Annotated in this window: 30 protein-coding genes and 1 riboswitch; of the genes, 11 read left to right on the forward strand and 19 right to left on the reverse strand. The window is 73.4% G+C overall.

Annotation, left to right across the window (positions count from 1 at the left end):
* Positions 1-5: 5 nt before the first annotated feature.
* From Srubr_RS08140 to Srubr_RS08165, 6 genes are all read right to left on the reverse strand, one after another.
* Positions 6-953, reverse strand: coding sequence for a DUF1129 domain-containing protein (locus Srubr_RS08140; RefSeq protein WP_189996570.1), 948 nt, complete (start codon positions 951-953; stop codon positions 6-8).
* Between the two features lie 72 nt (positions 954-1025).
* Entirely contained in the window at positions 1026-1949 is a 924-nt protein-coding gene (gene metF / locus Srubr_RS08145) for a methylenetetrahydrofolate reductase [NAD(P)H] (protein WP_189996569.1), read from the reverse strand.
* Positions 1950-2075: 126 nt separating this feature from the next.
* Positions 2076-2723, reverse strand: coding sequence for a thiamine phosphate synthase (gene thiE, locus Srubr_RS08150; protein WP_189996568.1), 648 nt, complete (start codon positions 2721-2723; stop codon positions 2076-2078).
* A 179-nt stretch (positions 2724-2902) separates the two neighbouring features.
* The gene (locus Srubr_RS08155) at positions 2903-3268 is read right to left on the reverse strand and encodes an Rv2175c family DNA-binding protein (RefSeq protein WP_189996567.1); all 366 of its coding nucleotides are present in this window, start codon (positions 3266-3268) and stop codon (positions 2903-2905) included.
* Between the two features lie 110 nt (positions 3269-3378).
* Positions 3379-4611, reverse strand: coding sequence for an NAD(P)/FAD-dependent oxidoreductase (locus Srubr_RS08160; protein WP_189996566.1), 1233 nt, complete (start codon positions 4609-4611; stop codon positions 3379-3381).
* A gap of 32 nt (positions 4612-4643) precedes the next feature.
* Positions 4644-4994 (reverse strand): hypothetical protein, encoded by a 351-nt coding sequence (locus tag Srubr_RS08165; RefSeq protein ID WP_189996565.1) that lies wholly within the window; start codon positions 4992-4994, stop codon positions 4644-4646.
* A gap of 53 nt (positions 4995-5047) precedes the next feature.
* Positions 5048-5158: riboswitch (TPP riboswitch) on the forward strand.
* On the opposite strand from Srubr_RS08165, the gene thiO reads away from it, so the two are divergent.
* From thiO to Srubr_RS08195, 6 genes are all read left to right on the forward strand, one after another.
* Positions 5156-6325, forward strand: coding sequence for a glycine oxidase ThiO (gene thiO / locus Srubr_RS08170; RefSeq protein ID WP_189996564.1), 1170 nt, complete (start codon positions 5156-5158; stop codon positions 6323-6325). It overlaps the preceding riboswitch by 3 nt.
* Complete coding sequence (thiS, locus tag Srubr_RS08175; protein ID WP_189996563.1) at positions 6322-6534, forward strand: sulfur carrier protein ThiS; 213 nt, start codon at positions 6322-6324, stop codon at positions 6532-6534. The genes thiO and thiS overlap by 4 nt, the downstream gene beginning before the upstream one ends.
* 3 nt (positions 6535-6537) lie before the next feature.
* The gene (locus Srubr_RS08180) at positions 6538-7332 is read left to right on the forward strand and encodes a thiazole synthase (RefSeq protein ID WP_189996562.1); all 795 of its coding nucleotides are present in this window, start codon (positions 6538-6540) and stop codon (positions 7330-7332) included.
* Positions 7333-7445: 113 nt separating this feature from the next.
* Positions 7446-9386, forward strand: coding sequence for a Stk1 family PASTA domain-containing Ser/Thr kinase (gene pknB, locus Srubr_RS08185; RefSeq protein WP_189996561.1), 1941 nt, complete (start codon positions 7446-7448; stop codon positions 9384-9386).
* A gap of 148 nt (positions 9387-9534) precedes the next feature.
* Positions 9535-10413, forward strand: a complete 879-nt coding sequence (locus Srubr_RS08190) for a deoxyribonuclease IV (protein ID WP_189996560.1) — start codon at positions 9535-9537, stop codon at positions 10411-10413.
* Between the two features lie 70 nt (positions 10414-10483).
* Positions 10484-11017 (forward strand): DUF4396 domain-containing protein, encoded by a 534-nt coding sequence (locus Srubr_RS08195; RefSeq protein WP_189996559.1) that lies wholly within the window; start codon positions 10484-10486, stop codon positions 11015-11017.
* Between the two features lie 19 nt (positions 11018-11036).
* On the opposite strand, the gene Srubr_RS08200 is transcribed toward Srubr_RS08195, so the two are convergent.
* Positions 11037-11669, reverse strand: coding sequence for a sulfite oxidase-like oxidoreductase (locus Srubr_RS08200; protein ID WP_189996558.1), 633 nt, complete (start codon positions 11667-11669; stop codon positions 11037-11039).
* 170 nt (positions 11670-11839) lie between these two features.
* Here Srubr_RS08200 and bfr point away from each other — a divergent pair, with 170 nt between their 5' ends.
* Entirely contained in the window at positions 11840-12358 is a 519-nt protein-coding gene (bfr, locus tag Srubr_RS08205; RefSeq protein WP_189996557.1) for a bacterioferritin, read from the forward strand.
* Between the two features lie 32 nt (positions 12359-12390).
* Here the strand turns inward: bfr and Srubr_RS08210 are convergent, their stop codons facing one another.
* A complete protein-coding gene (locus Srubr_RS08210) occupies positions 12391-12615 on the reverse strand; it encodes a (2Fe-2S)-binding protein (RefSeq protein WP_030783354.1) in 225 nt (74 codons plus the stop codon).
* Positions 12616-12766: 151 nt separating this feature from the next.
* Complete coding sequence (locus Srubr_RS08215; protein WP_189996726.1) at positions 12767-14086, reverse strand: class II 3-deoxy-7-phosphoheptulonate synthase; 1320 nt, start codon at positions 14084-14086, stop codon at positions 12767-12769.
* Positions 14087-14290: 204 nt separating this feature from the next.
* Here Srubr_RS08215 and Srubr_RS41825 point away from each other — a divergent pair, with 204 nt between their 5' ends.
* On the forward strand, positions 14291-14347 hold the full coding sequence (locus tag Srubr_RS41825) for a trp operon leader peptide (protein WP_078912442.1): 57 nt from the start codon (positions 14291-14293) through the stop codon (positions 14345-14347).
* A 94-nt stretch (positions 14348-14441) separates the two neighbouring features.
* Complete coding sequence (locus Srubr_RS08225) at positions 14442-16298, forward strand: anthranilate synthase family protein (protein ID WP_189996555.1); 1857 nt, start codon at positions 14442-14444, stop codon at positions 16296-16298.
* A 15-nt stretch (positions 16299-16313) separates the two neighbouring features.
* Here the strand turns inward: Srubr_RS08225 and Srubr_RS08230 are convergent, their stop codons facing one another.
* The 4 genes from Srubr_RS08230 to Srubr_RS08245 all read right to left on the reverse strand — a co-directional run bounded on the left by Srubr_RS08230 (position 16314) and on the right by Srubr_RS08245 (position 20137).
* Positions 16314-17342 (reverse strand): 6-phosphofructokinase, encoded by a 1029-nt coding sequence (locus Srubr_RS08230; protein WP_189996554.1) that lies wholly within the window; start codon positions 17340-17342, stop codon positions 16314-16316.
* A 120-nt stretch (positions 17343-17462) separates the two neighbouring features.
* Positions 17463-18140 (reverse strand): response regulator, encoded by a 678-nt coding sequence (locus Srubr_RS08235; protein ID WP_030783339.1) that lies wholly within the window; start codon positions 18138-18140, stop codon positions 17463-17465.
* The gene (gene macS / locus Srubr_RS08240; RefSeq protein WP_189996553.1) at positions 18140-19363 is read right to left on the reverse strand and encodes a MacS family sensor histidine kinase; all 1224 of its coding nucleotides are present in this window, start codon (positions 19361-19363) and stop codon (positions 18140-18142) included. Before macS ends, Srubr_RS08235 begins: the two co-directional genes overlap by 1 nt.
* Positions 19364-19390: 27 nt before the next feature.
* A complete protein-coding gene (locus tag Srubr_RS08245) occupies positions 19391-20137 on the reverse strand; it encodes a lysophospholipid acyltransferase family protein (RefSeq protein ID WP_229926739.1) in 747 nt (248 codons plus the stop codon).
* 102 nt (positions 20138-20239) lie between these two features.
* Between Srubr_RS08245 and Srubr_RS08250 the strand changes: the two genes are divergently transcribed.
* Both Srubr_RS08250 and Srubr_RS08255 read left to right on the forward strand, forming a co-directional pair.
* The gene (locus Srubr_RS08250) at positions 20240-21019 is read left to right on the forward strand and encodes an alpha/beta hydrolase (protein ID WP_189996552.1); all 780 of its coding nucleotides are present in this window, start codon (positions 20240-20242) and stop codon (positions 21017-21019) included.
* Positions 21012-21659 (forward strand): hypothetical protein, encoded by a 648-nt coding sequence (locus Srubr_RS08255; RefSeq protein ID WP_189996551.1) that lies wholly within the window; start codon positions 21012-21014, stop codon positions 21657-21659. Before Srubr_RS08250 ends, Srubr_RS08255 begins: the two co-directional genes overlap by 8 nt.
* Before the next feature lie 62 nt (positions 21660-21721).
* Here the strand turns inward: Srubr_RS08255 and Srubr_RS08260 are convergent, their stop codons facing one another.
* From Srubr_RS08260 to Srubr_RS08285, 6 genes are all read right to left on the reverse strand, one after another.
* The gene (locus Srubr_RS08260; protein ID WP_189996550.1) at positions 21722-22468 is read right to left on the reverse strand and encodes an endonuclease/exonuclease/phosphatase family protein; all 747 of its coding nucleotides are present in this window, start codon (positions 22466-22468) and stop codon (positions 21722-21724) included.
* Positions 22469-22550: 82 nt separating this feature from the next.
* Positions 22551-23504 carry an ROK family glucokinase gene (locus tag Srubr_RS08265; RefSeq protein WP_189996549.1) on the reverse strand — a complete coding sequence of 318 codons (954 nt, stop codon included), beginning with the start codon at positions 23502-23504 and terminating at the stop codon, positions 22551-22553.
* Positions 23505-23571: 67 nt separating this feature from the next.
* Entirely contained in the window at positions 23572-24051 is a 480-nt protein-coding gene (locus Srubr_RS08270) for a DUF5304 domain-containing protein (RefSeq protein ID WP_189996548.1), read from the reverse strand.
* Positions 24052-24108: 57 nt separating this feature from the next.
* Complete coding sequence (locus Srubr_RS08275; protein WP_189996547.1) at positions 24109-25281, reverse strand: ArsA family ATPase; 1173 nt, start codon at positions 25279-25281, stop codon at positions 24109-24111.
* A gap of 138 nt (positions 25282-25419) precedes the next feature.
* Complete coding sequence (locus Srubr_RS08280) at positions 25420-25863, reverse strand: SRPBCC family protein (RefSeq protein WP_189996546.1); 444 nt, start codon at positions 25861-25863, stop codon at positions 25420-25422.
* Between the two features lie 124 nt (positions 25864-25987).
* Positions 25988-26785, reverse strand: coding sequence for a metallophosphoesterase family protein (locus Srubr_RS08285; protein ID WP_189996545.1), 798 nt, complete (start codon positions 26783-26785; stop codon positions 25988-25990).
* Positions 26786-26909: the final 124 nt, after the last annotated feature.

The following is a 26909-nucleotide window of genomic DNA, read 5'->3' on the forward strand; positions in this document are numbered from 1 at the left end:
GCGGCTCAGAAGCGGTACTGCTCGTCGTAGCCGGCCCCGCCCGGCTGCCGCGGGTAGGGCTGCTCCGGCGGGAGTTCGCCGCCGTGGCCGTCGTCGGTGCGCTGCTGCGGCACCCACACCCCGCCCGGCGGGGTCTCGGGGTACCCGGCGGGGGCGTACGGGTCCTGGGGGTGGCCCGGCTGCTGCCCGTACTGCCCGGCGGGGTCATGGTCGTAGGCGGCGTAGGGCCGGCTGCCGATGTAGGGGTCCGAGTAGTTGGCGTATCCCTGCCGGCCGTCGGCGGTGTCGTAGCCGTAGTCCTGGGCGCCGTAGCCGGTGTAGCCGTAGGCGGGGGCCTGCGGGTCGGGGGCCGGGTGGCCGGGGGTGCCGTAGCCGCCGTAGCCGCCGGTGTCCCCGGGGGCGGGCTGGGGGGCGTGGACGGCGGTGGTCTCGGCGGCGGCCGGTTCGGCCGGGCGGGGCGCGGCGGGCGTGAAGACGTCGTCGTGGTCGTCGTCGAAGTCGCCGGACGCCTGGGCGGGGCCGTAGGTCACCTGGTCGGGGGTGTAGCCCTCCAGGTCGGGGACGTACGGCTCCTGGGCGGCCCCCGGGAACGCGGGGGCGGCCTCCGGGACGGCGGGCGCGGTGTCCCGCGCGGCCGGGTCCTTCCGGCCCGCGCGCCCCCGGCGCCGCTTGCTGCCGCCACCACCGGCCTGCGGGCCGGGACGGCGGACCGCCCAGCCGGAGGCGAAGCCCCGGCGGAACGACAGCGTGACGTAGGTCTGACCGACCGCGAAGGCGATCGCGCCCAGCGCGATGACGATCACGGAGGGCAACAGCACGCCGATCACGACGCCGAGGAATCCGGTGAAGGCCAGCAGCCGCCAGCGCAGCCGCGCCTTGTATTGCAGCAGCACCTCGCCCAGCAGCCACAGCGCGACGCCGCCGAACGCGATGTAGAGGACCGCCCAGCCCATGTACGCCCCTCTCCCAATGACCGCTACTGCCAGTGACCGCTACGCAGTGTGGCCTATCGCGGTGCGGCCGGTCTAGGCCCGCGGGGGTTGGTGCAGGCCCAGGTTCTCGTAGATCTCCAGGGTCGCCGTGGAGTTGTTCAGCGTGATGAAGTGCAGTCCGGGCACTCCCTCGGCCAGCAGCCGGGCGCAGAACTCCGTGGCGAACTCGATACCGATGGAGCGTACCGCCGCCGGATCGTCCTTCGCCGCCAGGATCCGCTCTTTCAGGGCGTCCGGGAAACGGGCGTTGCTGAGTTTCGGCAACCGTTCCAGCATCTTCACGCTCGTGACCGGCAGGATCTCCGGGATCACCGGGGTGTCACAGCCGGCGGTCACCACGCGGTCGCGCAGCCGCAGGTACGACTCGGGCTGGAAGAACATCTGTGTGATGGCGTAGTCGGCGCCCGCGCGGCACTTGTCCACGAAGTGCGCGACGTCGGTGTCCCAGTCCGCCGAGCGCGGGTGCATCTCGGGGAACGCGGCGACGCCCACGCAGAAGTCGCCCGACTCCTTGATGAGCCGGACGAGTTCGGCGGCGTAGGTCAGGCCCCGGGGGTGCGGCACCCATTCGCCCATGGGGTCGCCGGGCGGGTCGCCGCGCACGGCGAGCATGTTGCGGATCCCGGCGTCGGCGTACTGGCCGATGATGTTGCGCAGCTCGGCGATGGAGTGGTCGACCGCGGTGAGGTGGGCGACCGGGGTCAGCGTCGTGTCGGCGACGATCTGCTGGGTCTCCTTGACCGTGCCCGCGCGGGTGGAGCCGCCGGCACCGTAGGTCACGGAGACGAAGTCGGGGGCGACCGCCTCGACCCGCCGGAGCGCGCTCCACAAGTTCCGCTCGCCCTTGGGGGTCTTCGGCGCGGAGAACTCGAACGAGTACGTCGTCTTGCCGCTGGCGAGCATGTCGCGCACGGTGCGTGCGCGATCAGTCCTGGTGGACGGGGTTCCGAGGGCCATACGGGCAGGTTAGCCAGGGGCGGACGGTCCCCCAACCACACCTCGGAAATATGCCCGAATTGTCGGACCGCTGTCCATCCCTTGGACAGTTTCCGGACCCGGCGGGGCCGGACAGCCGCGTCGTGGCTAGACCTGCCGCAGCCGCTTGGCGAACTCCGCCGCCGCCGCGCCGGGGTCGTCCGCCTCGGTGACGGCGCGCACCACGACCACCCGGCGGGCCCCCGCGTCCAGCACCTGGTCGAGGTTGCCCAGGTCGATGCCGCCGATGGCGAACCAGGGGCGGTCGGTGCCGAGGCCCGCGGTGTGCCGGACCAGGCCGAGGCCGGGGGCGTGGCGGCCGGGCTTGGTGGGGGTGGGCCAGCAGGGGCCGGTGCAGAAGTAGTCCACGCCCTCTTGGACGGCCGCGGCGGCGGCCTCCTCCTCGGCGTGCGTGGAGCGGCCGATCAGCACCTCGTCGCCGAGGATCGCGCGGGCGGCGGGCACCGGCAGGTCGCCCTGGCCGAGGTGCAGCACGCCCGCGCGGGCGGCGTGGGCGACGTCGGCCCGGTCGTTGACCGCGAGCAGCTTGCCGTGCCGGGCGCAGGCGTCGGCGAAGACCTCCAGGTGCTCCAGTTCCTCGGCGGCCTCCATGCCCTTGTCGCGCAGCTGCACGATGTCGACGCCGCCGGCCAGCACGGCGTCCAGGAACTCGGGCAGGTCGCCCTGGCGCTTGCGGGCGTCCGTGCAGAGGTACAGGCGGGCGTCGGCGAGCGCGGCGCGGGCGGTGTCGGACATGCGTGGGTCCCCCCGTGGTCGGTGTCCCTGGTGGTTTCCGGCGGTGGTGTCCGGGCGCGGGTCCCGGCGGCGGGTGTGCGGGCGGCCGGCCCGCACACCCTCTCGTACCGCGACTCGGCCCGTACAGCGAGCCTCGTACCGCGACTCGGCCCGTACAGCGAGCCTCGTACCGGGTCGGCTCAGACGGCGAGCGCCTGGGCGCGGCGCTTCACCTCCGTGCCGCGATTCTCGCTCAGGGCCTGCGCGGGGGTGCCGGGCAGGCTGGGGTCGGGGGTGAAGAGCCACTCGATCATCTCTTCGACCGTGAAGCCGTCGTCCCGCAGCAGCGTCAGGGTCCCGGACAGGCCCTTGACCACCTTGTCCCCGTCGATGAAGGCGGCGGGCACGTGCAGCGCCCTGTTCTCACCCCGGCGTACGGCGATGAGCTGGCCCTCCTTGACCAGCTGCCTCACGCGCGTCACCTCGACGCCGAGCATCTCGGCGATGTCGGGAAGGGTGAGCCACTCGGGGACGAGAGCATCGATCTTTGCGTCAATCTCGGTCACAGCACCCAGGGTAGGCGCTCCGCGGGTTCCGCCGCGATGTGTCGTCGGCCGTCCGCGGGTGCGTTGTGGCTGGTCGGGCGCCGGAGACGGGTGCCCCCGAGGCGGCGTGGTCAGTCGGCCGTGGCGTTCTTCAGCGGCCGGGCCGGGTCCGCCAGGGCCTCGGCGTCCATGGTCCGGCCCGCCTCGATCAGGCGGCGGCCCTGGGCCAGGTCGCGGGGGCGGCCGACGGCCAGCAGGGCCACCAGGCGGTCCTCGCACAGCCAGCACACCGTCCAGGACGGGCCCGCCGGGTCGCCGCGCCAGACCATGCGGTCGCCCGCCGCGTGGTGCCCGGCGTACTGCACGAACCGGCCGAACTGCTCCGACCAGAAGTAGGGCACCGGGTCGTAGACCGCCGGTGTCTCGCCGAGGATGTCCGCGGCGACCGTGCGCGGGCCCTGGAGGGCGTTGTCCCAGTGGTGGACGAGGAGCCGTTCGCCGTAGCGGGCCGAGGGGAAGGACGCGCAGTCGCCGACGGCGTACACGTCCGGTACCGAGGTGCGCAGCCGGTCGTCGGCGAGGACCTCGCCGTGCGCGCCCAGCTCGACGCCGGAGCCGGCCAGCCAGGCGGTGGCGGGGCGGGCGCCGATGCCGACGACGACGGCGCCCGCGGGCAGCCGGGTGCCGTCGGCGAGCAGCACCGCTCCGGGCTCGACGCGGTCCACGCGCGCGTGGGTGCGCAGGGTGACGCCCGCGTCGGCGTACCAGGCGGCCATCGGGGCGGCGACCTCGGCGGGCAGGGCGCCGGCCAGCGGCTGGCCGGCGGCCTCCACTACGGTGACCGCGCAGCCGGCCTCGCGGGCGGCGGTGGCGAACTCGGCGCCGATCCAGCCGGCGCCCACCACCACGATGTCGTGCTGCCGGGCGAGGACGGGGCGCAGCCGCGCGGCGTCGTCCAGGGTGCGCAGCAGGTGCGTGCCGGGCACGCCCTCGGCGCCGGGCAGGGTGACCGGTTCGGCGCCGGTGGCCAGGACGAGGACGTCGTAGGGCACCACGCCGTGCTCGGTGTCCAGCTCGCGCGCGCCGGGTCTGAGGCCGTGCACCTCGCAGCCGAGCCGCAGTTCGACGCCGAGGGACTCGAAGTCCACGTCGAAGGCGGAGCCCTCGGCGGTGCCCAGCAGCACCGCCTTCGACAGCGGCGGCCGGTCGTACGGCTGGTGCGGTTCGGCGCCGATGACGGTCACCGGGCCCTTGAAGCCCTGTTCCCGCAGGGCGACCGCGGTCTGCACCCCGGCCATGCCCGCGCCGACGACGACCACGCGCCGTCGCTGTGCCGTGCCTTCGTGCGGTGTCTGCTCGCTCACGCGATCACCATAGACACATGACGGAACGTCAGTCAGCGGGCGTGCTCGGTGACCTGCTCCACAACGCTGGTGCCGGAGCCCGGCGCGGACTCCCACTCCCAGGTCTCCGCCAGCCGCAGCCGCCCGTCCGCCAGCTCCTCGACCGTGGACACGCAGTGCCCGGAGGCGGTCGTCCCGTCGGTCCTCAGCTGCACGTACCGGAAGTCCAGCCGGTCCCCCTCGCGGGTGCCGACCAGATGGCCGCGTACCACGTCACCGCCCGCGTACTCGGCCCAGACCGCGCCGCCTTGCTCGTGGTAGGCGAACCGGGTGCGGGTGCCCACCTGCCCCGGGGCCTGGTCCGACACGGGGGCGAAGAAGAGTCCGTCGAGCGAACGGGCCATGGACCGGGGCTCCCTTACGGGTGAGGCGGGCGGCGGGCTAGGGTGGCCACCGTACAAGCACTCGCGGGAGCCCGGACGACCGGGCTGAGAGGGAGGCTCGCGGCCTCCGACCGTACGAACCTGATCCGGGTCATGCCGGCGAAGGGAGGGGCTCACCGCCCATGTCCTCACGTACGTCCGACGTCCTCGTCATCGGGGGCGGAATCATCGGCCTGGTCACGGCCTGGCGCGCGGCGCAGCGCGGGCTCGCCACGGCCGTCGTGGACCCCGCGCCCGGGGGCGGGGCCGCGCAGGTGGCGGCCGGGATGCTGGCCGCGGTCACCGAGCTGCACTACGGCGAGGAGACGCTGCTCGGCCTGAACCTGACGTCCGCGCGCCGCTATCCGGCGTTCGCGGCCGAGCTGACCGAGCTGACCGGTCACGACCTCGGCTACCGCCGCTGCGGCACCCTCGCCGTCGCGCTGGACTCCGACGACCGCGCCCACCTGCGCGAACTGCACGCCCTCCAGCAGCGCCACGGCCTGGAGTCGCAGTGGCTGTCCGGGCGGGAGTGCCGGCGCCTGGAGCCGATGCTGGCGCCGGGGGTGCGCGGCGGGCTGCGGGTCGACGGTGACCACCAGATCGATCCGCGCCGGCTGGCGGCGGCCCTGGTCGTGGCCTGCGAGCGGTCCGGTGTGGTGTTCCACCGCGTCCGGGCCGGGCGCCTGGACGTGGCCGGGGACCGGGCCGTCGGTGTCACCACGGCCGACGGCACCGAGCTGCGCGCGGAGCGGGTGGTGCTCGCCGCGGGCAGCCTGAGCGGGCGCCTCGCGGGCGTGCCGCGGGAGGTGCTGCCTCCGGTGCGGCCGGTCAAGGGCCAGGTGCTGCGGCTGACCGTGCCGCCCCGGTACACGCCGTTCCTGAGCCGGACGGTACGGGCGGTGGTGCGCGGCGGCCCGCTGTACCTGGTGCCCCGGGAGAACGGGGAACTGGTCGTCGGCGCCACCAGCGAGGAGCAGGGCTGGGACACCACGGTCACCGCCGGGGGCGTGTACGAGCTGCTGCGCGACGCCCACGAGCTGGTGCCCGGCATCACCGAGCTGCCGCTCACCGAGACCCGGGCCGGGCTGCGCCCCGGCTCCCCCGACAACGCGCCGCTGCTCGGCCCGTCCGACCTGGCCGGGCTGCTGCTGGCGACCGGGCACTACCGCAACGGGGTGCTGCTGACGCCGGTCACCGGGGACGTGCTGGCGCACGCCCTGGTCACCGGTGAGCTTCCCGAAGAGGCACGTCCGTTCACTCCCCGGCGCTTCGGCGCCGCCCGCACGGAACAGCTGGAGCAGCCCGTATGAGCCTCCCCGTCACCATCTCCGTCAACGGCGAGCCCCGCCGTGTCGCCCCGGGCACCGCGCTGGACGCGCTGGTGCGGACCCTCACGGCGGCGCCGCGCGGGGTGGCCGCCGCCGTCAACGAGACCGTCGTCCCGCGCGCGCAGTGGGCGACGACCGCGCTCGCCGAGGGCGACCGCGTAGAAGTCCTCACCGCCGTACAGGGAGGCTGAACCATGGCCGACGATCCTCTGGTCCTCGGAGACCTCGCCTTCTCCTCCCGGCTGATCATGGGCACGGGCGGGGCGCCCAGCCTGGATGTGCTTCAGCGGGCCCTGGTCGCCTCCGGCACGGAGCTGACGACCGTGGCGATGCGCCGGGTGGACCCCTCGGTGCACGGCTCGGTGCTGTCGGTGCTGGAGAAGCTGGGCATCCGGGTGCTGCCGAACACGGCGGGCTGCTACACCGCGGGCGAGGCCGTGCTGACCGCCCGGCTGGCCCGGGAGGCGCTGGGCACGGACCTGGTCAAGCTGGAGGTCATCGCCGACGAGCGGACGCTGCTGCCGGACCCGGTGGAGACGCTGGAGGCGGCGGAGACGCTGGTCGACGAGGGCTTCACGGTGCTGCCGTACTGCAACGACGACCCGGTGCTGGCGCGCAGGCTGGAGGACGTGGGGTGCGCCGCCGTCATGCCGCTGGGCTCGCCGATCGGGTCGGGGCTCGGCATCCGCAACCCGCACAACTTCCAGCTGATCGTGGAACAGGCGCGCGTGCCGGTGATCCTGGACGCGGGGGCCGGTACGGCGTCCGACGCGGCGCTGGCGATGGAGCTGGGGTGCGCGGGGGTGATGCTGGCCTCCGCGGTGACCCGGGCGCAGGACCCGGAGCTGATGGCGTCCGCCATGAGGCTCGCGGTGGAGGGGGGCCGGCAGGCCCGGCTGGCGGGCCGGATCCCGCGCAGGTACCTCGCCGAGGCGTCGTCTCCGGCCGAGGGGCTGGCCCGGCTGGACCCGGAGCGCCCGGCGTTCTGAGTCCCGGTGGGCCCGGCTTTCCCCGTGTGTCGCGTCACAGGTCGGCTTCAGTACCGGTGCGGTACCCGGCGGACGGGCGGGCCCGCCGGGCGGGTCCTCGTAGACTCGCCTGCGTGGATACGACCCTTCAGGACCCCCTCGTCGGCCGGGTGCTCGACGGCCGGTACCGCGTCGACGCGCGGATCGCGGCGGGCGGGATGGCCACGGTCTACCGGGCCATGGACACCCGTCTGGACCGTGTGCTCGCGCTGAAGGTGATGCACCCGGCGCTCGCCGCCGACGGGGCCTTCGTCGAGCGGTTCATCCGGGAGGCCAAGTCGGTCGCCCGACTCGACCACCCCAACGTGGTGCAGGTCTTCGACCAGGGCACCGACGGGTCGTACGTCTACCTGGCGATGGAGTACATCGCCGGCTGCACCCTGCGGGACGTGCTGCGCGAGCGCGGCGCCGTGCAGCCGCGGGCCGCGCTGGACGTCCTGGAGCCGGTGCTGGCCGCGCTGGGCGCCGCGCACCGGGCCGGGTTCGTGCACCGGGACATGAAGCCCGAGAACGTGCTGATCGGCGACGACGGCCGGGTCAAGGTGGCCGACTTCGGGCTGGTGCGCTCGGTGGACACGGTGACCAGCACGACGGGCGCCGTGCTCGGCACCGTCTCCTACCTCGCGCCCGAGCAGATCGAGAACGGCACCACGGACCCGCGCGTCGACGTGTACGCGTGCGGGGTGGTGCTGTACGAGATGCTGACGGGCGCCAAGCCGTACTCCGGGGAATCCCCCGCCCAGGTGCTCTACCAGCACCTGCACGCCGACGTGCCGCCGCCCTCGGCGCTGGTGCCGGGGCTGCCGGGGGCGCTGGACGAGCTGGTGGCGTCGGCCACCGCGCGCGCCCGCGAGGACCGGCCCGAGGACGCGGTGGCGCTGCTCGCCCAGGCGCGCGGGGCCCGGCTGACGCTGACCGAGGAGCAGCTGGACGCGCTGCCGCCGCAGGCGCTGACCGCGGAGCACGACAACGCCGAGGACCGTACGAGCGTGATCCCGCGCGCGCTGACCGTGCCCCGGCCCCGGCCGGTCGGCGGGGACCTGCCCGAGGACCCCGGCGCGGACGGTGTCGACCGCACCGCCCGGCTGCAGACCCCGCCCGTGCCGCCCCGCCGGCGCCCGGCCCGGCCCCCGCGCTCGGTGCTGGCGCTGGTCGTGGCCGTGCTGGTGGTGCTCGGCGTGGGCGCCGGGGTCTGGTACATCAACTCCGGCCAGTTCACCAAGGTGCCGCCGCTGCTGGCGAAGACCGAGGCGCAGGCGCGGGACCGGCTGGAGTCGGCCGGGCTGGACGTCGGCCAGGTCAAGCGGGCCTACAGCGACACGGTCGAGCGGGGCACGGTGATCGGCTCCGAACCGGCGCCCGGCGCGCGGATACGGGACCACGGCAAGGTCACGCTGACCGTGTCGCTGGGCCCGGAGACGGTGAACGTGCCGAACGTGGAGGGGCAGACCCTGGCGAAGGCGCGGGCGCGGCTGAAGGCGGACGGTCTGGAGCCGGGCATGGTGACCCGCGAGTTCAGCGAGGACGTGCCGGCGGGCTCGGTGGTCCGTACGACGCCGGACGCGGGTACGAAGCGGCACGCGGGCTCGGCGATCGCGCTGACCGTCAGCAAGGGCAGCCCCGTCGACGTGCCGGACGTCACCGGCGAGGACCTGGACAGCGCCCGGGACGAGCTGACCGAGGCCGGGCTGAAGGTGAAGGTGTCCGCCGAGCGGATCCACTCCTCCGATTACGACAAGGGCACCGTGGCCGCGCAGACCCCGGACGAGGGAAGCGAGGCCGCCGAGGGCGACACGGTGACGCTGACGCTGTCCGAGGGCCCGGAGATGGTGGAGGTCCCGGACGTGGTCGGCGACAGCGTGGACGACGCCCGCGACGCCCTGGAGGAGGCGGGCTTCGAGGTGAAGGAGGACCGCGGGCTGCTCGGGCTGTTCGGTGACACCGTGAAGAAGCAGTCGGTGGAGGGCGGCGACGAGGCTCCCAAGGGCTCCACGATCAAGATCACCATCCGGTGACCGGACTCGCCACGCCGATCACCATCCGGTGACCGGGCTCGCCGTCGATCACCGTCCGACGGCCGGTCACACCGCGGCTCACGTCCGGTGACCGGTCTCACCGCCGGGCCCGGTCCGGGTGCGGGGGCGGACATGACACCCTGAACGGGTGAGTCCCGTTCAGTCCTCCCTCCCCCGCAACCCCGTCGGCAGCCATGTCCCGGTGGCCGGCGGTCTGCACTCCGTCGGGCTGTCCTACGCCCGCGACCTGAAGGCGGAGACCGTGCAGGTCTTCGTCGCCAACCCGCGCGGCTGGGCCACGCCCGCCGGGAACCCCCGGCAGGACGAGGCGTTCCGCGCGGCCTGCGCCGAGGAGTCGATCCCGGCGTACGTGCACGCCCCGTATCTGATCAACTTCGGCTCGCACACCGAGGCGACCGTGGAGCGGTCGGTGGAGTCGCTGCGGCACTCGCTGCGGCGCGGGCGGGAGATCGGCGCGCTCGGTGTGGTGGTGCACACCGGGAGCGCGACCGGCGGCCGGACCCGGGAGGTGGCGCTGAAGCAGGTGCGCGAGCACCTGCTGCCGCTGCTGGACGAGCTGACCCACGACGACGACCCGTTCCTGCTGCTGGAGTCGACGGCCGGGCAGGGCGCCTCGCTGTGCTCGCGCACCTGGGACCTCGGCCCGTACTTCGAGGCGCTGGACGCCCACCCGAAGCTGGGCGTGTGCCTGGACACCTGCCATGTGTTCGCCGCCGGGCACGACCTGACCGGGCCGAGCGGCATGCACCAGACGCTGGACCTGCTGGTGGAGACCGTAGGCGCGGGCCGGCTGAAGCTGATCCACGCCAACGACTCCAAGGACGTGGTGGGCGCGCACAAGGACCGGCACGCGAACATCGGCGCCGGCCACATCGGCGAGGACCCGTTCCGGGCCCTCATGACCCACCCCGCGACCGAGGGCGTGCCGCTGGTGATCGAGACGCCCGGCGGCAAGGAGGGGCACGCGGCGGACGTGGAGCGGCTGAAGAAACTCCGCGACAGCTGACCGGGAATACCCCCGAGGGGTATACGGTTCCCGCTCGGTGCGGGAACCACCACCTGACATGGGGGCAGTCATGCGGCACGAAGCACACGCGGAACACGGACACCACCACGCCCACCAGCACACGGACCAGGGGCAGCACGGACACCAGGGGCACCACCACACCCCCGCCGCCACCTGGTCCATGGCCGCCCGGGCCACGCTGCACTGCCTGACCGGCTGCGCCGTCGGCGAGGTGCTGGGCATGATCCTCGGCACGGCGCTCGGCTGGGGCAACCTGCCGACCATGCTGCTCGCGATCGCGCTGGCCTTCTTCTTCGGCTACTCGCTCACCCTGCGCGGGGTGCTGCGGGCCGGCGTCGACTTCCGTACGGCCTTCCGGGTGGCGCTGGCGGCGGACACCCTGTCCATCGCGGTGATGGAGCTGATCGACAACGGCGTGATCCTGATCTGGCCGTCGGCGATGGACGCCATGCTGGGCGACGCGCTGTTCTGGGTCTCGCTCGCCGTGTCGCTGGCGGTCGCCTTCCTGGTGACCACCCCGGTCAACAAGTGGACGATCGGCCGGGGCAAGGGGCACGCGGTGGTGCACCAGTACCACCACTGAGCACCGCGACGCCGGGAGTTCAGAGCTCGGGGCCGTCCCCGGGCTCCTCCTGGTAGGAGTAGCGCTGTTCCTTCCAGGGGTCGCCGATGTTGTGGTAGCCGCGCTCCTCCCAGAAGCCGCGGCGGTCGGCGGTCATGTACTCCACGCCCCGGACCCACTTCGGGCCCTTCCACGCGTACAGGTGGGGCACGATCAGGCGGACCGGGAAGCCGTGCTCGGCGGTGAGCAGCTCGCCGCCCTTGTGGGTGGCGAAGATGGTCCGCTCGGAGCGGAAGTCCGACAGCCGCAGATTCGAGCTGAAGCCGTACTCCGCCCAGACCATCACATGGGTGACGTCCGGCGCCGGCGGCGCGAGGTCCAGGACGGCGCTCGCCGGGACGCCGCCCCACTCCGCGCCGAGCATGCTGTACTTCGTCACGCAGTGCAGGTCGGCCACCACCGTGGTGTACGGCAGGGCCGTGAACTCCTCGTGCGTCCAGGTGTGCTTGCCGCCGTCGGCGGTGGCGCCGAAGACCCGGAACTCCCAGCGCTCGGGCCGGAACTTCGGCACGGGTCCGTAGTGCGTGACCGGCCAGCCCCGCTGGAGCCGCTGACCCGGCGGAAGCTCGGACCCCGCCGCCGCCCCAGACTCGCGCTCCACCGGATGACCCATGTATCCATCCTGACAGACCCCGGACAGTGCCCCTGACCACCCACCCCCGAATGGGACAATTGCCTACAACTCAGTTCTTACTTACTAAGTACGCACTTACTGGACGATCTTCTCCGCCGGTGCAATCATGCGGCGCTATCGGGCCGGTCCACCTGGAAGGAGTCCACCCCATGCAAGGCGACCCCGAGGTCATCGAACTGCTGAACGAACAGCTGACCGCCGAGCTGACCGCGATCAACCAGTACTTCCTGCACGCCAAGCTCCAGGACCACAAGGGATGGACCAAGCTCGCGCGGTACACCCGGGCGGAGTCGTTCGACGAGATGCGGCACGCCGAGATCCTCACCGACCGCATCCTGCTCCTGGACGGCCTGCCCAACTACCAGCGGCTGTTCCATGTGCGGGTCGGGCAGACGGTGACCGAGATGTTCCAGGCGGACCGGCAGGTCGAGGTCGAGGCCATCGACCGGCTGCGCCGGGGCGTGCAGCTGATGCGGGAGAAGGACGACATCACGTCGGCCAACGTCTTCGAGGCGATCCTGGCCGACGAGGAACACCACATCGACTACCTGGACACCCAGCTGGAGCTGGTGGACAAGCTGGGCGAGGCGCTCTACCTGTCGACCGTGGTCGAGCAGAGCCAGCCGGACTCCTCCGGTCCGGGCACGGGCGGCTTCTCCACCCACTGAGCCACCGCGCGGGCAGCCCCGGACGCGAACGGCTAGGCCGCGTCGTCCAGCCGTACCAGGGCCGGGGCCCGCTGGTCGATCAGTTCCCGGCGCGGGCAGGCGCCGCGGCCGAGCAGGGCCTGGATGCGCCGGACACAGCCGCCGCAGTCGGTGCCCGCCTTGCAGGCGGAGGCGATCTGGCGCGGGGTGCAGGCGCCGTTCTCCGCGTGCTGCTTCACCTGGTCCTCGGTGATGCCGAAGCAACTGCAGACGTACACGCGGGTTCACCTCCCCGAGGGGTTCGCTGGTCCATGCACTCCCCGTTCCGGTGAGGCAAACCTAACCTTACCCACGCGCTGGCACCCGGGAAAGCGGCTGGGGCGCGGATCGGGTGTGATCCGCGCCCCAGGGTGGCTCATCGGCCGCCGGTCACTGGTCCCGGTACATCTCGGCCACGAGGAACGCCAGGTCCAGCGACTGGCTGCGGTTCAGCCGGGGGTCGCAGGCCGTCTCGTAGCGCTGGTGCAGGTCGTCCACGAAGATCTCGTCGCCGCCGCCCACGCACTCGGTGACGTCGTCGCCGGTCAGCTCCACGTGGATGCCACCCGGGTGGGTGCCGAGCTCCTTGTGGACCTCGAAGAAGCCCTTGACCTCGTCGAGCACGTCGTCGAAGCGGCGGGTCTTGTGCCCGGAGGCCGCCTCGAAGGTGTTGCCGTGCATCGGGTCGGTCACCCAGGCCACCGTCGCCCCGGACGCCGTGACCTTCTCGACCAGGTCGGGGAGCTTGTCGCGGATCTTGTCGGCGCCCATCCGGACGATGAAGGTCAGCCGGCCCGGCTCCCGCTCGGGGTCGAGGCGCTCGATGTACTGCAGCGCGTCCTCGGCCGTGGTGGTCGGGCCGAGCTTGATGCCGATCGGGTTGCGGATCCGCGAGGCGAACTCGATGTGCGCGTGGTCCAGCTGCCGGGTGCGCTCACCGATCCACACCATGTGCGCGGAGACGTCGTACAGCTGCCCGGTGCGCGAGTCGACCCGGGTGAGGGCGGTCTCGTAGTCCAGCAGCAGTGCCTCGTGCGAGGAGTAGAACTCGACGGTCTTGAACTCCTCCGGGTCCGCCCCGCAGGCGTGCATGAAGTTCAGCGCGTTGTCGATCTCGCGCGCGAGCTGCTCGTAGCGCTGGCCGGACGGCGAGGTGCGCACGAAGTCCTGGTTCCAGGCATGCACCTGGCGCAGGTCGGCGTAGCCGCCGGTGGTGAAGGCGCGCACCAGGTTCAGCGTGGACGCCGACGCGTGGTACATGCGCTTGAGCCGCTCCGGGTCCGGGATGCGGCTGGCCTCGGTGAAGTCGAAGCCGTTGACGGAGTCGCCCCGGTACACCGGCAGCGTCACGCCGTCGCGGGTCTCGGTCGGCTTGGAGCGCGGCTTGGAGTACTGCCCCGCGATGCGGCCGACCTTCACCACGGGCACGGAGGCCGCGTAGGTCAGGACGGCGCCCATCTGGAGCAGCGTCTTCAGCTTGTTGCGGATCTGGTCGGCGGACACGCCGTCGAAGGCCTCCGCGCAGTCGCCGCCCTGGAGGAGGAACGCCTCTCCCTTGGCGACGGCCGCCATCCGGGCGCGCAGCTGGTCGCACTCGCCCGCGAAGACGAGCGGCGGGAAGCTCTCCAGTTCGGTGATCACCTTACGGACAGCTTCCTGGTCCGGATACTCCGGCTGCTGTGCCGCCGGGAGGTCTCGCCAGGTGTTCATGTCGACGATGGAGGCGTTTGCGTTCACGCACCCAGACTAAGGGCTGCGTGCGCGGTGTCGGTCCCGCGCCCAAACTCTGGGACGCCGGATCCCGTGGACCCGGCGCCCGGCCCCCGCGGAGGCGGGGAGGTGCGAGCCGCACGTGGCTCACCGAGCGCGCGCCCCGGTGGACACGGGCCCCGCGAGAGCCCTATGGTCTCCGGCATGTTCGCGCTTTCGACCCAGAACTGGTGGTGGACCGCTCATCCGGCGGCCCACTGATCGCGCGTACGACGACTTCGCGAAGGCCGCCCGAGGGGCGGCCTTCGGCGTTTCCGGGGCCGTTCCTCACCGACACCGACGGAACGAGGAACCCATGGACCTGGCACGGCTCGCGCACGACGACCGCCCCTTCGCCCTGCTCCGCCGCCGCACCCCGGGCCGCGACGAGCAGCTGGTGGAGGTGCTGATCGGCCCGGTGACCCGGCGGGAGAAGCTGGCCGGCCTGCCCGACGAGGGGCTCGCCCTGGTGCCGTTCCGGCAACTGGGCGAGCGCGGCTTCGACGTCCGCGACGACGGCACCCCGCTGCTGGTGCTCACCCCCGAGGAGTCCTGCGAACTCCCGCTGGCCGAAGCGCTGGACCAACTGCCCGCGCACGAGGTGCGGGTCGAGGACGGCGGCTTCGACGTGGCCGACGACGAGTACGGCGAGATCGTCGGCCGGGTGCTGCGCGAGGAGATCGGCCGGGGCGAGGGCGCGAACTTCGTGATCCGGCGCACGTACGAGGGCCGCGTCCCCGGCTTCGGCCGCGCGGACGCGCTCGCGCTGTTCCGGCGGCTGCTGGTGGCCGAGCGGGGCGCGTACTGGACGTTCGTGGTGCACACCGGGGAGCGGACGCTGGTGGGCGCGAGCCCCGAGGTGCACGTGCGGATGAACGGCGGCACGGTCGTCATGAACCCGATCAGCGGCACGTACCGCTATCCGGCCGGGGGGCCCACCCCCAAGGACCTGCTGACGTTCCTCTCCGACGCCAAGGAGACCGAGGAGCTGTCGATGGTCGTCGACGAGGAGCTGAAGATGATGTGCACCGTCGGCGACATGGGCGGCGTCGTCGTCGGCCCCCGGCTCAAGGAGATGGCGCACCTCGCGCACACCGAGTACGAGCTGCGCGGGAAGTCCTCGCTGGACGCGCGGGAGGTGCTGCGGGAGACCATGTTCGCGGCGACGGTGACCGGGTCGCCGGTACAGAACGCCTGCCGGGTCATCAAGCGGTACGAGCCCACCGGGCGCGGGTACTACGCGGGGGCGCTGGCCCTGCTCGGGCGGGACGCCGGGGGCGCGCAGACCCTCGACTCGCCCATCCTGATCCGCACCGCCGACATCGGCGCCGACGGCCGGCTGCGGGTACCGGTCGGGGCGACGCTGGTACGCGGCTCCGACCCGGCCGGCGAGGTCGCCGAGACCCACGCCAAGGCGGCGGGCGTGCTGGCCGCCCTCGGGGTGCGGCCCGCCCGGCCGCGGGCGGAGCGGGAGCGGCCCCGGCTGGCCGACGACCCCCGGGTGCGGGCCGCGCTGGACGGCCGGCGGGCCGGGCTCGCGCCGTTCTGGCTGCGGATGCAGGAGCGGTCCGCGGACCTGGCGGGCCACGCCCTGGTGGTGGACGGCGAGGACACCTTCACCGCGATGCTGGCGCACGTCCTGCGCTCGGGCGGGCTTGAGGTGACCGTCCGGCGCTACGACGAGCCCGGGCTGCGCGCGGCGGTGCTCGGCCACGACGGGCCGGTCGTCCTCGGGCCCGGCCCCGGCGACCCGCGCGACCTCGCCGACCCCAAGATGCGGATCCTGCGCGAGCTGGCCGCCGAGCTGACCGGGACGCACCCGCACGGGGTGCTCGGCGTCTGCCTCGGGCACGAGCTGATCGCGGCCGGGCTGGGCCTGGACATCGTCCGCAAGCGGGTGCCGTACCAGGGGGCGCAGACCGTGATCGACCTGTTCGGGCGGAGCGAGACCGTCGGCTTCTACAACAGCTTCGTCGCCCGCTGCGACGAGCAGACGGCCCGCGAACTGGCCGCGCACGGCGTGGAGGTGAGCCGCTCGCCCGACGACGAGCTGCACGCCCTGCGCGGCCCCGGCTTCGCCGGCGTCCAGTTCCACCCGGAGTCGGTACTGACGCTGAACGGGGCGGCGATCGTGCGGGAACTGGTGGCCGGGCTGCGCCGCACCACCGTGTAGCCGTCCCCCCGGGGGTCAGCCGAAGAAGACCCCGGCCTCCTGGTAGAGCCGGGGGTCGACGGTCTTCAGCCGGGCCGTGGCCTCGGTGAGGGGGACGCGGACGATGTCGGTGCCGCGCAGGGCGACCATCCGGCCGAAGTCCCCCTCGTGCACGCAGTCGACGGCGTGCAGGCCGAAGCGGGTGGCGAGCCAGCGGTCGAAGGCGCTGGGGGTGCCGCCGCGCTGGACGTGCCCGAGGACCGTGGTGCGCGCCTCCTTGCCGGTGCGCTTCTCGATCTGCTTGGCCAGCCACTCCCCCACCCCGGACAGCCGGACGTGCCCGAAGGAGTCCCGCGAGTCGTCCTTGAGCACCATCTCGCCGTCCTTCGGCATGGCGCCCTCGGCGACGACCACGATCGGCGCGTAGGCGGACCGGAACCGGGAGGTCACCCACTCGCAGACCTGGTCGACGTCGAAGCGCTGCTCGGGGATGAGGATGACGTTGGCGCCGCCGGCCAGTCCGGAGTGCAGGGCGATCCAGCCGGCGTGCCGGCCCATCACCTCCACCACCAGCACCCGCATGTGGGACTCCGCGGTGGTGTGCAGCCGGTCGATGGCCTCGGTGGCGATGTTGACGGCGGTGTCGAAGCCGAAGGTGTAGTCGGTGGCGGACAGGTCGTTGTCGATGGTCTTCGGCACACCGACGCAGGGCATGCCGTACTCGTCGGACAGCCGTGCCGCGACCCCCAGGGTGTCCTCGCCACCGATCGCGATGAGCGCCTGGATCTCCTGCTTGGCCAGGTTGTCCTTGATCCGGCGGATGCCGTCGGACACCTTGAGCGGATTGGTCCGGGAGGAGCCGAGGATGGTGCCGCCGCGGGGCAGGATGCCGCGCACGGCGGGGATGTCGAGACGGACGGTGTCGTTCTCCAGGGGACCGCGCCAGCCGTCCCGGAAGCCGACGAAGTCATGGCCGTACTCCTGCACGCCCTTGCGGACGACGCCCCGGATGACGGCGTTGAGCCCGGGGCAGTCGCCGCCTCCGGTCAGTACTCCGACCCGCATGGAAATGTCCCTTCGCCGCGGTTACCTGACGTTTGGTCACGCTAATGGTGATTCAGGTCACACCGGGATAGGCGAGAAGGGTGATTCGGGGGCGGACGGCGGATGCGCCCTGTGCGCGCCCTACTCCTCGTCGAGTCCGCGCTCTATGGCGTACCGGACCAGCTCCACCCGGTTGTGCAGCTGGAGCTTGCCGAGGGTGTTCTGGACGTGGTTCTGCACGGTGCGGTGGGAGATGACGAGGCGTTCGGCGATCTGCTTGTAGCTCAGCCCCTTCGCCACCAGCCGCAGCACCTCCGTCTCCCGGTCGGTCAGCCGGGGGGCGCCCGGCTCGTCGGCGTCCGCGGCGGGCGCGGGTTCGGCGGCCAGCCGCCGGTACTCGCCGAGGACCAGCCCGGCCAGGCCCGGGGTGAACACCGGGTCGCCGACGGCGGTGCGGCGCACCGCGTCCAGCAGTTCCTCGGTGGAGGCCGACTTCAGCAGATAGCCGGTCGCACCGGACTTCACGGCCTCCAGCACGTCCGCGTGCTCGCCGCTCGCCGACAGCACCAGGACCCGCAACGCCGGGTTGTGACCCACCAGTTCCTTGCACACCTGGACACCGGGCTTGGCCGGCAGGTTCAGGTCCAGCACCAGCACGTCGGGGGCGGCGGCCTTGGCGCGGCGGACCGCCTGCTCGCCGTCGCCGGCGGTGGCGACCACCTCGAACCCGGACTCGGCCAGGTCCCGGGCGACCGCGTCCCGCCACATGGGGTGGTCGTCGACCACCATGACCTTGATCGGGTCCTGCCGCTCAGTCATCACCGTTCCGCCTTCTTCCCCCGCGCCCGCACGGCGCCCTTGGGTACCTTCAGTTCGACCTCCGTGCCCTGCCCGGGCACGGAGAGGATCTCGGCACCGCCGCCGAGGTCGCGCAGTCTGCCCCGGATCGACAGGGCCACCCCGAGCCGGCCCTCGCCCTCGGCCTGCGCGAGCCGGCCCTCGGGGATGCCGGGGCCGTCGTCCCGGACGGTGACGACGATCTCGTCCGGCTCGTCCTCCACCAGGATCCAGGCCCGCGCCCCCTCCCCGGCGTGCGCCCGTACGTTGTCCAGCGCGGCCCCGACCGCGGCGGCCACCTCACGGGCCGCGTCCGGCGACAGCGGCACCGGGGCGCCGGGCTCGGCCAGGCTCACCCGGGCGCCCGCGTACGGCGCGAGCAGGGCGCGCAGATCGAGCGGACCGTCGTCGTCCGGTTCCTCCACCGCGCGGACCACGGCACCCTCCGCCAGGTCCTCCGAGACCCGGGAGACGGGGACCAGGCCGCCCGAGACCAGCGTGCGCAGGGCCACCTCCTGCTCCCCGGCCAGCCGGCCCAGCTCGGCCGCCTCGCCGCCCAGGGCCGCGCCCCGGCGCTTCACCATCGCCAGCACCTGGAGCACGCTGTCGTGGATGTCCCGGGCCAGCCGCTCCCGCTCCCGGGTCGCTGCCTCGATCTCCAGCGCGCGGGCGAGGGTGCGCTCGGAGGCGCGGGCCACCTCCACGACGTAGCCGATGGCGATGGAGGCCACCCAGACCAGGATCACGTTGTGCACGGTGTCCCGGGCGGGGTGGCCGCGCTCGATCAGGTTGGCCGCGGCCACGGCCGTGGAGGCGATGGCCGCCCAGCGCCAGCCGCCCTTGACGGCGAAGGCCAGCACCGCGCCGGCGGTCCAGATCGACGGCAGGGTGGGGCCGCCGCTCGCGATCCGCTGGTGATTGTCGGCGAGGGGGGTGAGCAGGATGCCGGCGAGGGCGATGGCCAGGTCGGCGGCCAGGAAGCGCCGGGTGCAGCTCGCCGCGCCGGACACCTTGGGCAGGGTGGCCAGGGTCCACACGGCCAGGACGGCGTAGTAGGCGACGGCGACCCAGGGCCGGGTGAACCGGTCGTAGGCGGTGGCGCACAGGCCGATGGCGTACAGCATGGTCAGGACGCGGTAGCCGGCGAGCGCGCGCCACAGCGGCAGCTCGACCGACATCCGCATGACGCGTTCGCGCTTGGGCATGCCCCCGGTTCCCCCCGACTCCCCCGGCTACTGCCCGGCCTGCTTCTTCCCCGCCTTCTCCGCTTCCTTCGCCGCCTTCGCCGCCTTGGCGGCCTCGGCTATCTGCCGTTTGGCGGCGGTGGCGTACATGTCGACGTACTCCTGGCCGGACAGCTTCATGATCTCGTACATGACCTCGTCGGTCAGCGCGCGCAGCACGAACCGGTCGTGCTCCATGCCCTGGTAGCGGCTGAAGTCCAGGGGCTCGCCGATCCGGATGCCGGGCCGCATCAGCTTCGGCACCACCTGGCCGGGCGGCTGGATCTTCTCCGTGTCGATCATGGCGACCGGGATGACGGGCGCGCCGGTGGCGAGCGCCACCCGGGCCAGGCCGCCGGGCTTGCCCCGGTACAGCCGGCCGTCGGGCGAGCGGGTGCCCTCCGGGTAGATGCCGAACAGCTCGCCGCGCTCCAGCACCTCGATGCCGCTGCGCACGGCCGCCTCACCGGCGCCGCGCGCCCCGGAGCGGTCCACCGGGAGCTGGCCGACGCCCTTGAAGAAGGCCGCGGTGAGCCGGCCCTTGACGCCCGGGGTGGTGAAGTACTCGGCCTTGGCGATGAACGTGACCTTGCGGTCCAGCACGGCCGGCAGGAAGAAGGAGTCCGAGAAGGACAGATGGTTGCTGGCCAGGATGGCCGGGCCGGTGGCCGGGATGTTCTCCAGGCCCTCCACCCAGGGCCTGAAGGCGACCTTCAGCGGCCCGCCGATGGCGACCTTCATCGTGCCGTACAACACCCGTGTGCCTCCTGTTTCCGTCGGCAAGACCTTAACCCCAAGGACCGGCAATGAACCCGACGACCCTGGTCGGTGTCGGTGCGGTCGCGTACGGTGAAGCACATGCCAGTTCTCCCCGGAGCAGAGCCGTACCGCCACGAGGGCGGCGAGGTGGGTGTCCTCCTCTGCCATGGCTTCACCGGCTCACCCCAGTCGCTGCGCCCCTGGGCGGAGCACCACGCGGCCCACGGGCTGACCGTGTCCCTGCCGCTGCTGCCCGGTCACGGCACCCGCTGGACGGACCTGCAGCTCACCACCTGGCAGGACTGGTACGCGGAGGTGGACCGCGAACTGCGCGCGCTCACCGACCGCTGCTCCCGGGTGTTCGTGGCGGGCCTGTCGATGGGCGGGGCGCTGGCCCTGCGGCTCGCGGCCCGGCACGGCGGCCGGGTGGCGGGCGCGGTGGTGGTCAACCCGGCGAACAAGGTGCACGGCCTGTCGGCGTACGCCCTGCCGGTGGCCCGGCACCTGGTCCGCTCGACGAAGGGCGTCGCCGGCGACATCGCCAAGCCGGGCGCGGCGGAGCTGGGCTACGACCGGGTGCCGCTGCACGCGGCGCACTCGCTGCGGCGTTTCCTGCGCCGGGTGGACGGCGAGCTGCCCCAGGTCACCCAGCCGTTGCTGCTGCTGCGCAGCGCCGAGGACCACATCGTCCCGGCGGCCGACCCGGCGCGGGTGCTGAGCCGGGTGTCGTCCCGGGACGTCACGGAGATCGTGCTGGAACACAGCTACCACGTGGCGACGTTGGACGTGGACGCGGACCGGATCTTCGAGGAGAGCCTCGCTTTCATCGGCCGGCTCGCGCCCAGTGTCGGCAAGGAAGGGACGGCCGCAGTTGGCTGAGCACGACTCCGACCGTGAAGGCCGTGAAGGCCGCGAGGACCGGGACGGACGCGACAGCCGGGACGAAGGCACCGGCCGCGAGTCCCACGACGGCCCGCAGGCCCGCGAGCCGCACCGGCAGGAGGGGCGCTTCGACGAGGACGCCGCCTGGCGGGCCATCGTGGCCGGGTACGGCGAGGAGCCGCCCGACCCGCCGGGCGCCCGGCCGTTCAAGGCCGTGGAGGACCTGGCGCTGCTGGAGAAGAACGCCGCGCCGGACACCGGCAAGGACGCCGGGGGCGAGGAGCCGCCCCCGCGTCCGCTGGGCGGCTCGGTGTCCTTCGCGCCCGGGGTCGGCCCGCGCGACTTCAGACCGGCCGAGCCCTCCGACGACGACTTCGACGAGGACGACGAGGGCCACTTCGTACCGCCGGAGCCGCCGCCGCTGCCGACCGCGGACACCACCGCCCGGTTCGCCTGGCTGGGTGTGGTCGGCGGGCCCGTCCTGCTGCTGCTGGCGGTGCTGCTGCGCTGGGACATGACCTGGTGGCTGGCGACCCTCGGGATCGGCGGCTTCCTCGGCGGCTTCGTGACGCTGGTGGCCCGGATGCGGACCGACGACGAGGAGGACGACGACCCCGGGCGCGGGGCGGTCGTCTGAGCCGGCCGGCCCGAGGCCGTGTGCCGCCGGGACGGCTGCGACGCCGGGACGGCCCGGAATTCCTATGCCGCCGGGACGCGCAGGGCGGCCAGCACCGGGAGGTGGTCCGAGGCCGCCCGCAGGTCCGCCTCGCGCACGCCCGGCTGGTCCAGCGGCACCCCGCAGCCGAGCACCTCGATGCCCTTGGTCGCGAAGATCGCGTCGATGCGCTGGTGCGGGTCGGCGGGGGTGGAGGTGAACTCGCCGCCCCAGGGCGCGGCCGTACGGCAGTCCGTCAGGCCGGCGGCCAGGCGGCGGAAGGCCGGGCCGTCGGGGCGTTCGTTGAGGTCGCCGCCCGCGACCGCGTGCTCCGTCCCGAGTCCGGCGAGCCGGTCGAGGAGCATCCCGCCCTGGTCGTAGCGCTCCTCCCGCTGGAGGGACAGGTGGCAGCTGAGCACGCCGAGGCGGGCGCCGCCGAAGCGGACCACCGCCGTGGCGAAGCCGCGCCGGTGCAGGCCCGGGGTGAGGGGCAGCAGGACGTCCTCGGTGCGCTCGACGGTGGCGCGCAGGCCGCACAGGATCGCCGGGCCCGCCGCCGTGCCGCCTCCGGTGAGGATGACCTGGCCGGAGGCCGCCGCGAGCCGCGCCAGCTTCTTGCGCCAGCGGAAGAAGCGGGGGGCCTCCTGGAGCAGGACCAGGTCGGGGGCGCAGGCGGTGATCACTCGGGCGAGGGCCGCGGTGTCGTCGCGCATCGAGCGGATGTTGTAGCTCAGGACGCGGATGGTGGCCGAACCGTCGGGCTCTGTTGCGGAGTCGGGGAGCAGCGCCATGTGGATCAATGTACGCCCCGCGGCTCGGGGCACGAGGTCAGGGGCGACCGCCGGTCGCGCCGTTCCCCGCGCCCCGCGGGTGCTACATGACCGGGTCGGGTTCCCGGGCCAGGTCCGCGGCGCCCACCATGCCCGCCTTGTTGCCGAGCTGGGCGGCGATCACGTCGGCCACCGGGCGCCAGTTGCCGCCCACCAGCCAGCGCTTGTACGACTTGCGGATCGGGTCGAGGACCAGGTCCCCCTCGTCGGAGAGGCCGCCGCCGACGATGAACGCGGACGGGTCGAAGAGGGAGGCCAGGTCGGCGAGGCCGGCGCCGGCCCAGCGGGCCAGCTCGCGGTAGGAGTCGACGGCCACCGGGTCGCCCTGGCGGGCGGCCATGGAGATGTGCTTGCCCTCGATGCCGTCCGGGGTGCCGTCGCCGAGCGCGAGGAGGACCTCGGCGCGCTCGGGGGTGGCGTTGGCGCGCTGCTTGGCGTAGCGGACCAGGGCGCGGCCGGAGGCGTACTGCTCCCAGCAGCCCTGCGAGCCGCAGCCGCACAGCAGGCCGTCCGGGACCATCCGGATGTGGCCGAATTCGGCCGCCACGCCGAAGTGCCCGCGGCGCAGCTTGTTGCCGATGATGATGCCGCCGCCGAGGCCGGTGCCGAGCGTGATGCAGATGACGTTGCGGTGGCCCTTGCCCGCGCCGAACTTGTACTCGCCCCAGGCGGCGGCGTTGGCGTCGTTCTCGACCACGACCGGGAGGCCCGTGCGGGCCTCGACCTTCTCCTTGAGCGGCTCGTTGCGCCAGTCGATGTTGGGCGCGAAGTACACCGTGGAGCGCTGGCGGTTGACGTAACCGGCAGCGCCGATGCCCACGCCGACGATCTCGTGCCCGGCCCGCGCACCCTCCACCGCCGAGGCGATGGCGTCCACGATGGCCTCGGGCGTGGTGGGGGTCGGCACCTTGAAGGTCGAGAGGATGTTGCCTTCCTCGTCGACCACGCCGGCCGCGATCTTCGTGCCGCCGATGTCGACGCCGATGGTGAGTCCCATGAATCCCTCAGTTTCGGTCGAGCCCCGCTACGGCCAACCGTACCCGAGGCCCCGCCGCGGCAGGGCGTCAGTCCAGGTCGATGCGCTCCCCCGGACCCGCGCCCGCGCCCCCCTCGCCCCGGTCCGGCCGGTCGCCCGCCGGGTCGGAGGTGCGCTCGGTCCAGCGCCGCTCCTGGCCCTGGACGGCGGAGCGGTAGGCGGCGAGCAGTTCGCCGCCGGCCGCGGCGAGATGGTCGAAGACGTCCGGGTTGCGCTCTATGACGGGTTCCACGGCGGCCTTGGCCTGCTGGACGGCCTGGCGCACCATCTGCTGGGCGGCCGGTCCGGCGAGGCCGCCGAGCAGCGGGGAGCGCAGGTCGGACAGCTTGTCGGCGACGGCGTCCACCAGCTTCTTCAGCTCCTCGGCGGCCGAGCCGGGCGGCGGTCCGTGCTCGGCGCGGCGGCGGGCCTGCTCGGCGGCGAGGTCCTCGGCGCAGGCCGTGGCCCAGGCGTCGGCGTCGGTCGCCCGCTCCGGCGGCGGCTCGTGTGCGGGGCTCTCTTCGCTCATGGCGGACTCCTGACTACGGTTCGCCCTTACGACGTTACCCGAACGGGCGTGCCCGGTTCACCGTCCGGCGACGGGCCACAGGTCCGGGTCCGGGGCGAACCGGACGCGCAGTTCGCCGTCGCGCAGTCCGGCTCCGGCGACGGTGCAGCGGCGCAGCGCGGAGGGCAGCGGAACGATCCGGCGGAAGGGGCCCGCGGTGATCACGAGTTCGTCGCCGCGCCGGACGAGGTCCAGTTCGTCCCGTATCGCCCCGGGCAGCGGGAGGTGCCAGACCAGCACGCCGTCCTCGGCGATCCGGTCGGTGACGGGCCACTCGACCGGGGCGGTCCCCGGATTGACGGCGGGCACGGCGAGCGCGGTGAGGTCGTCACCGCCCTGCGGGTCGCGGCCGAGGTGCGGGACGGGGTGGACGTCGTACGCCTCGCGCCACTCGCCGAGCGTCTTGCGCTGCTGGGCGGTCAGTGCGGAGAGCCAGGCGTCACCGGCGGTCTCCGGCAGGGTGCGGTTGGCGATCAGGGCCTCGGTGGCGAGGCCGCGCAGGGCGAGGCCCAGGGTGGCGGTGCGCAGGGCGTCGGCGCCGGCCGGGCCGGGCTCGGCGACCAGGCGTACGCCGGTCGCCCGGTCGGTGAGGACGGCCTCGACGGCGGCCAGTTCGACGTCCCAGCGGGCCGCCGTCTCGTAGAGCCACTCGGCGGGCATGGGGACGCCGGCCAGCCGGCCGAGGACCGGGCGCAGGGCACGGGCGGCCTGCCGCTCGGGCGGCAGCAGGCGGCGCAGATAGCGGCGCAGTTCCTCGGGCAGGGCGAGCAGGGCGAGGGCCCGCGGGAGCGGCGGGAGGTCCACGACGAGCAGGTCGTAGCGCTCGGAGAGGGCCGCGTGGCGCAGGGCGCGCAGGAAGGACAGTTCCTCGGCGCCGGGCAGCGGGGTGACCTCCTCGGCGTCCAGGCGGGCGGCGCCGAGCAGGTCGAGGACGTTCTCGGCGCGGGTCTGGAAGGCGGTGAGGTCCCGGCGGAAGCCTTCGGCGGCGTCCGGGCGCCAGACGGTCAGGTGCGGCGCGGCCTCGGCGGGGGCCGGTCCTGTCGGGGTGCCCAGGGCCGCGCCCGGGGTGTCGGTGCGGTCGGCGCTCAGCAGGAGGGTGCGGTGGCCCGCACGGGCGGAGGTGAGCGCGGTGGCCGCGGCGACGGTCGTCCGGCCACTGCCGCCCGGGCCCATGATCAGGAGGGTGCGCATGAGGCTGAACCGTACCGTCGGGGGCGGGGGGAAGACCGGGGAGGCCCCGCTCCGGGGCGTCGGGGAGCCGCGCAAGGCTTCGGGGGCTGCTTCCCCAGGGAGCCTCGGGAAGTCACTTCCCCGGAAAACCTCGGGGAGTTACTTCCCCAGGGACTCGACCCGCTCCTTCAGGCCCGCCAGCGCCCGGTCGATGACGACCTTCTCCGCCTTGCGCTTGATCATGCCCAGCATGGGGATCTTGACGTCGACGGTGAGCTGGTAGGTGACCTCGGTGGCGTCCCGGCCGGCCGGCTTGAGCAGGTAGGAGCCGTCCAGGGAGCGCAGCATCTGGGACTTGACCAGGGTCCAGGAGACCTCGTGGTCGCCGTGCCAGGTGTAGGCGAGGGTCTGGTCGTCCTTGATGGCGCCGGCGTCCATGACGAGGCGGACCCGTTCGGCCCGGCCGTGCTCGTCGCTGGAGAGGACCTCGGCCTCCTTCACCTCGCCGGTCCAGTCCGGGTAGCGCGCGAAGTCGGCGATCACCGCCATGACGTCGGCGGGGGCCGCCCCGATCGTGATGCTCGAACTGGTGTGTTCCGCCATCGCCGTGGCTCCTCCGGATGCGCGCCGTGTGGGAGAGGTCGTGTGTGCGCCGGGCCGCGCACGTGTGTGCAGCGTGAAGGCTACCGCGCCGCCGACCTGCCGCCTTCACCCCACCTGCGGTGCCTCACCACTCCAGTGCCCAGGGGGTGCCGGTGCCCGCGAAGTGGCCGACGTTCACGCACTCGGTGGCGCCGATCCGCATCCGGCGCGCGAGCGGCTGGTGCACATGGCCGAAAAGGGCGTACCGGGGCCGGGTGCGGCGGATGGCGTCCAGCAGGGCCCGGCTGCCCCGCTCGAAGCGGCGGGCCACGGTGTCGTAGACGAGTTCGGGCACCTCGGGCGGGATGTGGGTGCACAGCACGTCGACCTCGCCGACGGCCTCGATCTTCGCCGCGTACTCCTCGTCGCCGATCTCGTACGGCGTGCGCATCGGGGTGCGCAGGCCGCCGCCGACGAAGCCGAAGGTCCACCCGCCGATCTCCACCCGCTGCCCGTCGAGGACCGTGGTGCCGGGCCGGGCGTACTCCTGCCAGAGCTGCGGCATGTCGACATTGCCGTAGGTGGCGTACGTCGGGGCGGGGAACGCGGCGAACAGCTCTTCGTACTGCCGGCGCACCGCCTTCTCGATGGCGGCGGCCCGGTCGGTGCCGATACCGCCCCACAGCCGGGCGCCGAACTCGCGGGCCTCGGCGAACCGGCGGGCGGTGCGCAGCTCGACGATGCGGTCCGCGTTCTCCTTGCCGAACAGGTCGGGGAAGATGCCGCGCGAGTGGTCGGCGTAGTCGAGGAAGAGGACGAGGTCGCCCAGGCAGATCAGGGCGTCGGCACCGTCGCCCGCCCGGGCCAGGTCGCGGGCGTTGCCGTGCACGTCGCTGACCACGTGGACCCGGGTCCGCCGGTTGCCGGTGCGTGTGGATGCCATGGTGATCAAGCGTAGGCGTGTGGGGTGGAGGTGAACAGTGGCGGTCCGGCCTGCGGTTACTCGCCGGTCGGCGGAGCCGTGGACTACTGTGCGCGGAGGAGAGCCCGGGTGTGTGACGCACCGA

Source organism: Streptomyces rubradiris (genome assembly GCF_016860525.1).
In the GTDB taxonomy this organism is placed as follows: Bacteria; Actinomycetota; Actinomycetes; order Streptomycetales; family Streptomycetaceae; genus Streptomyces; species Streptomyces rubradiris.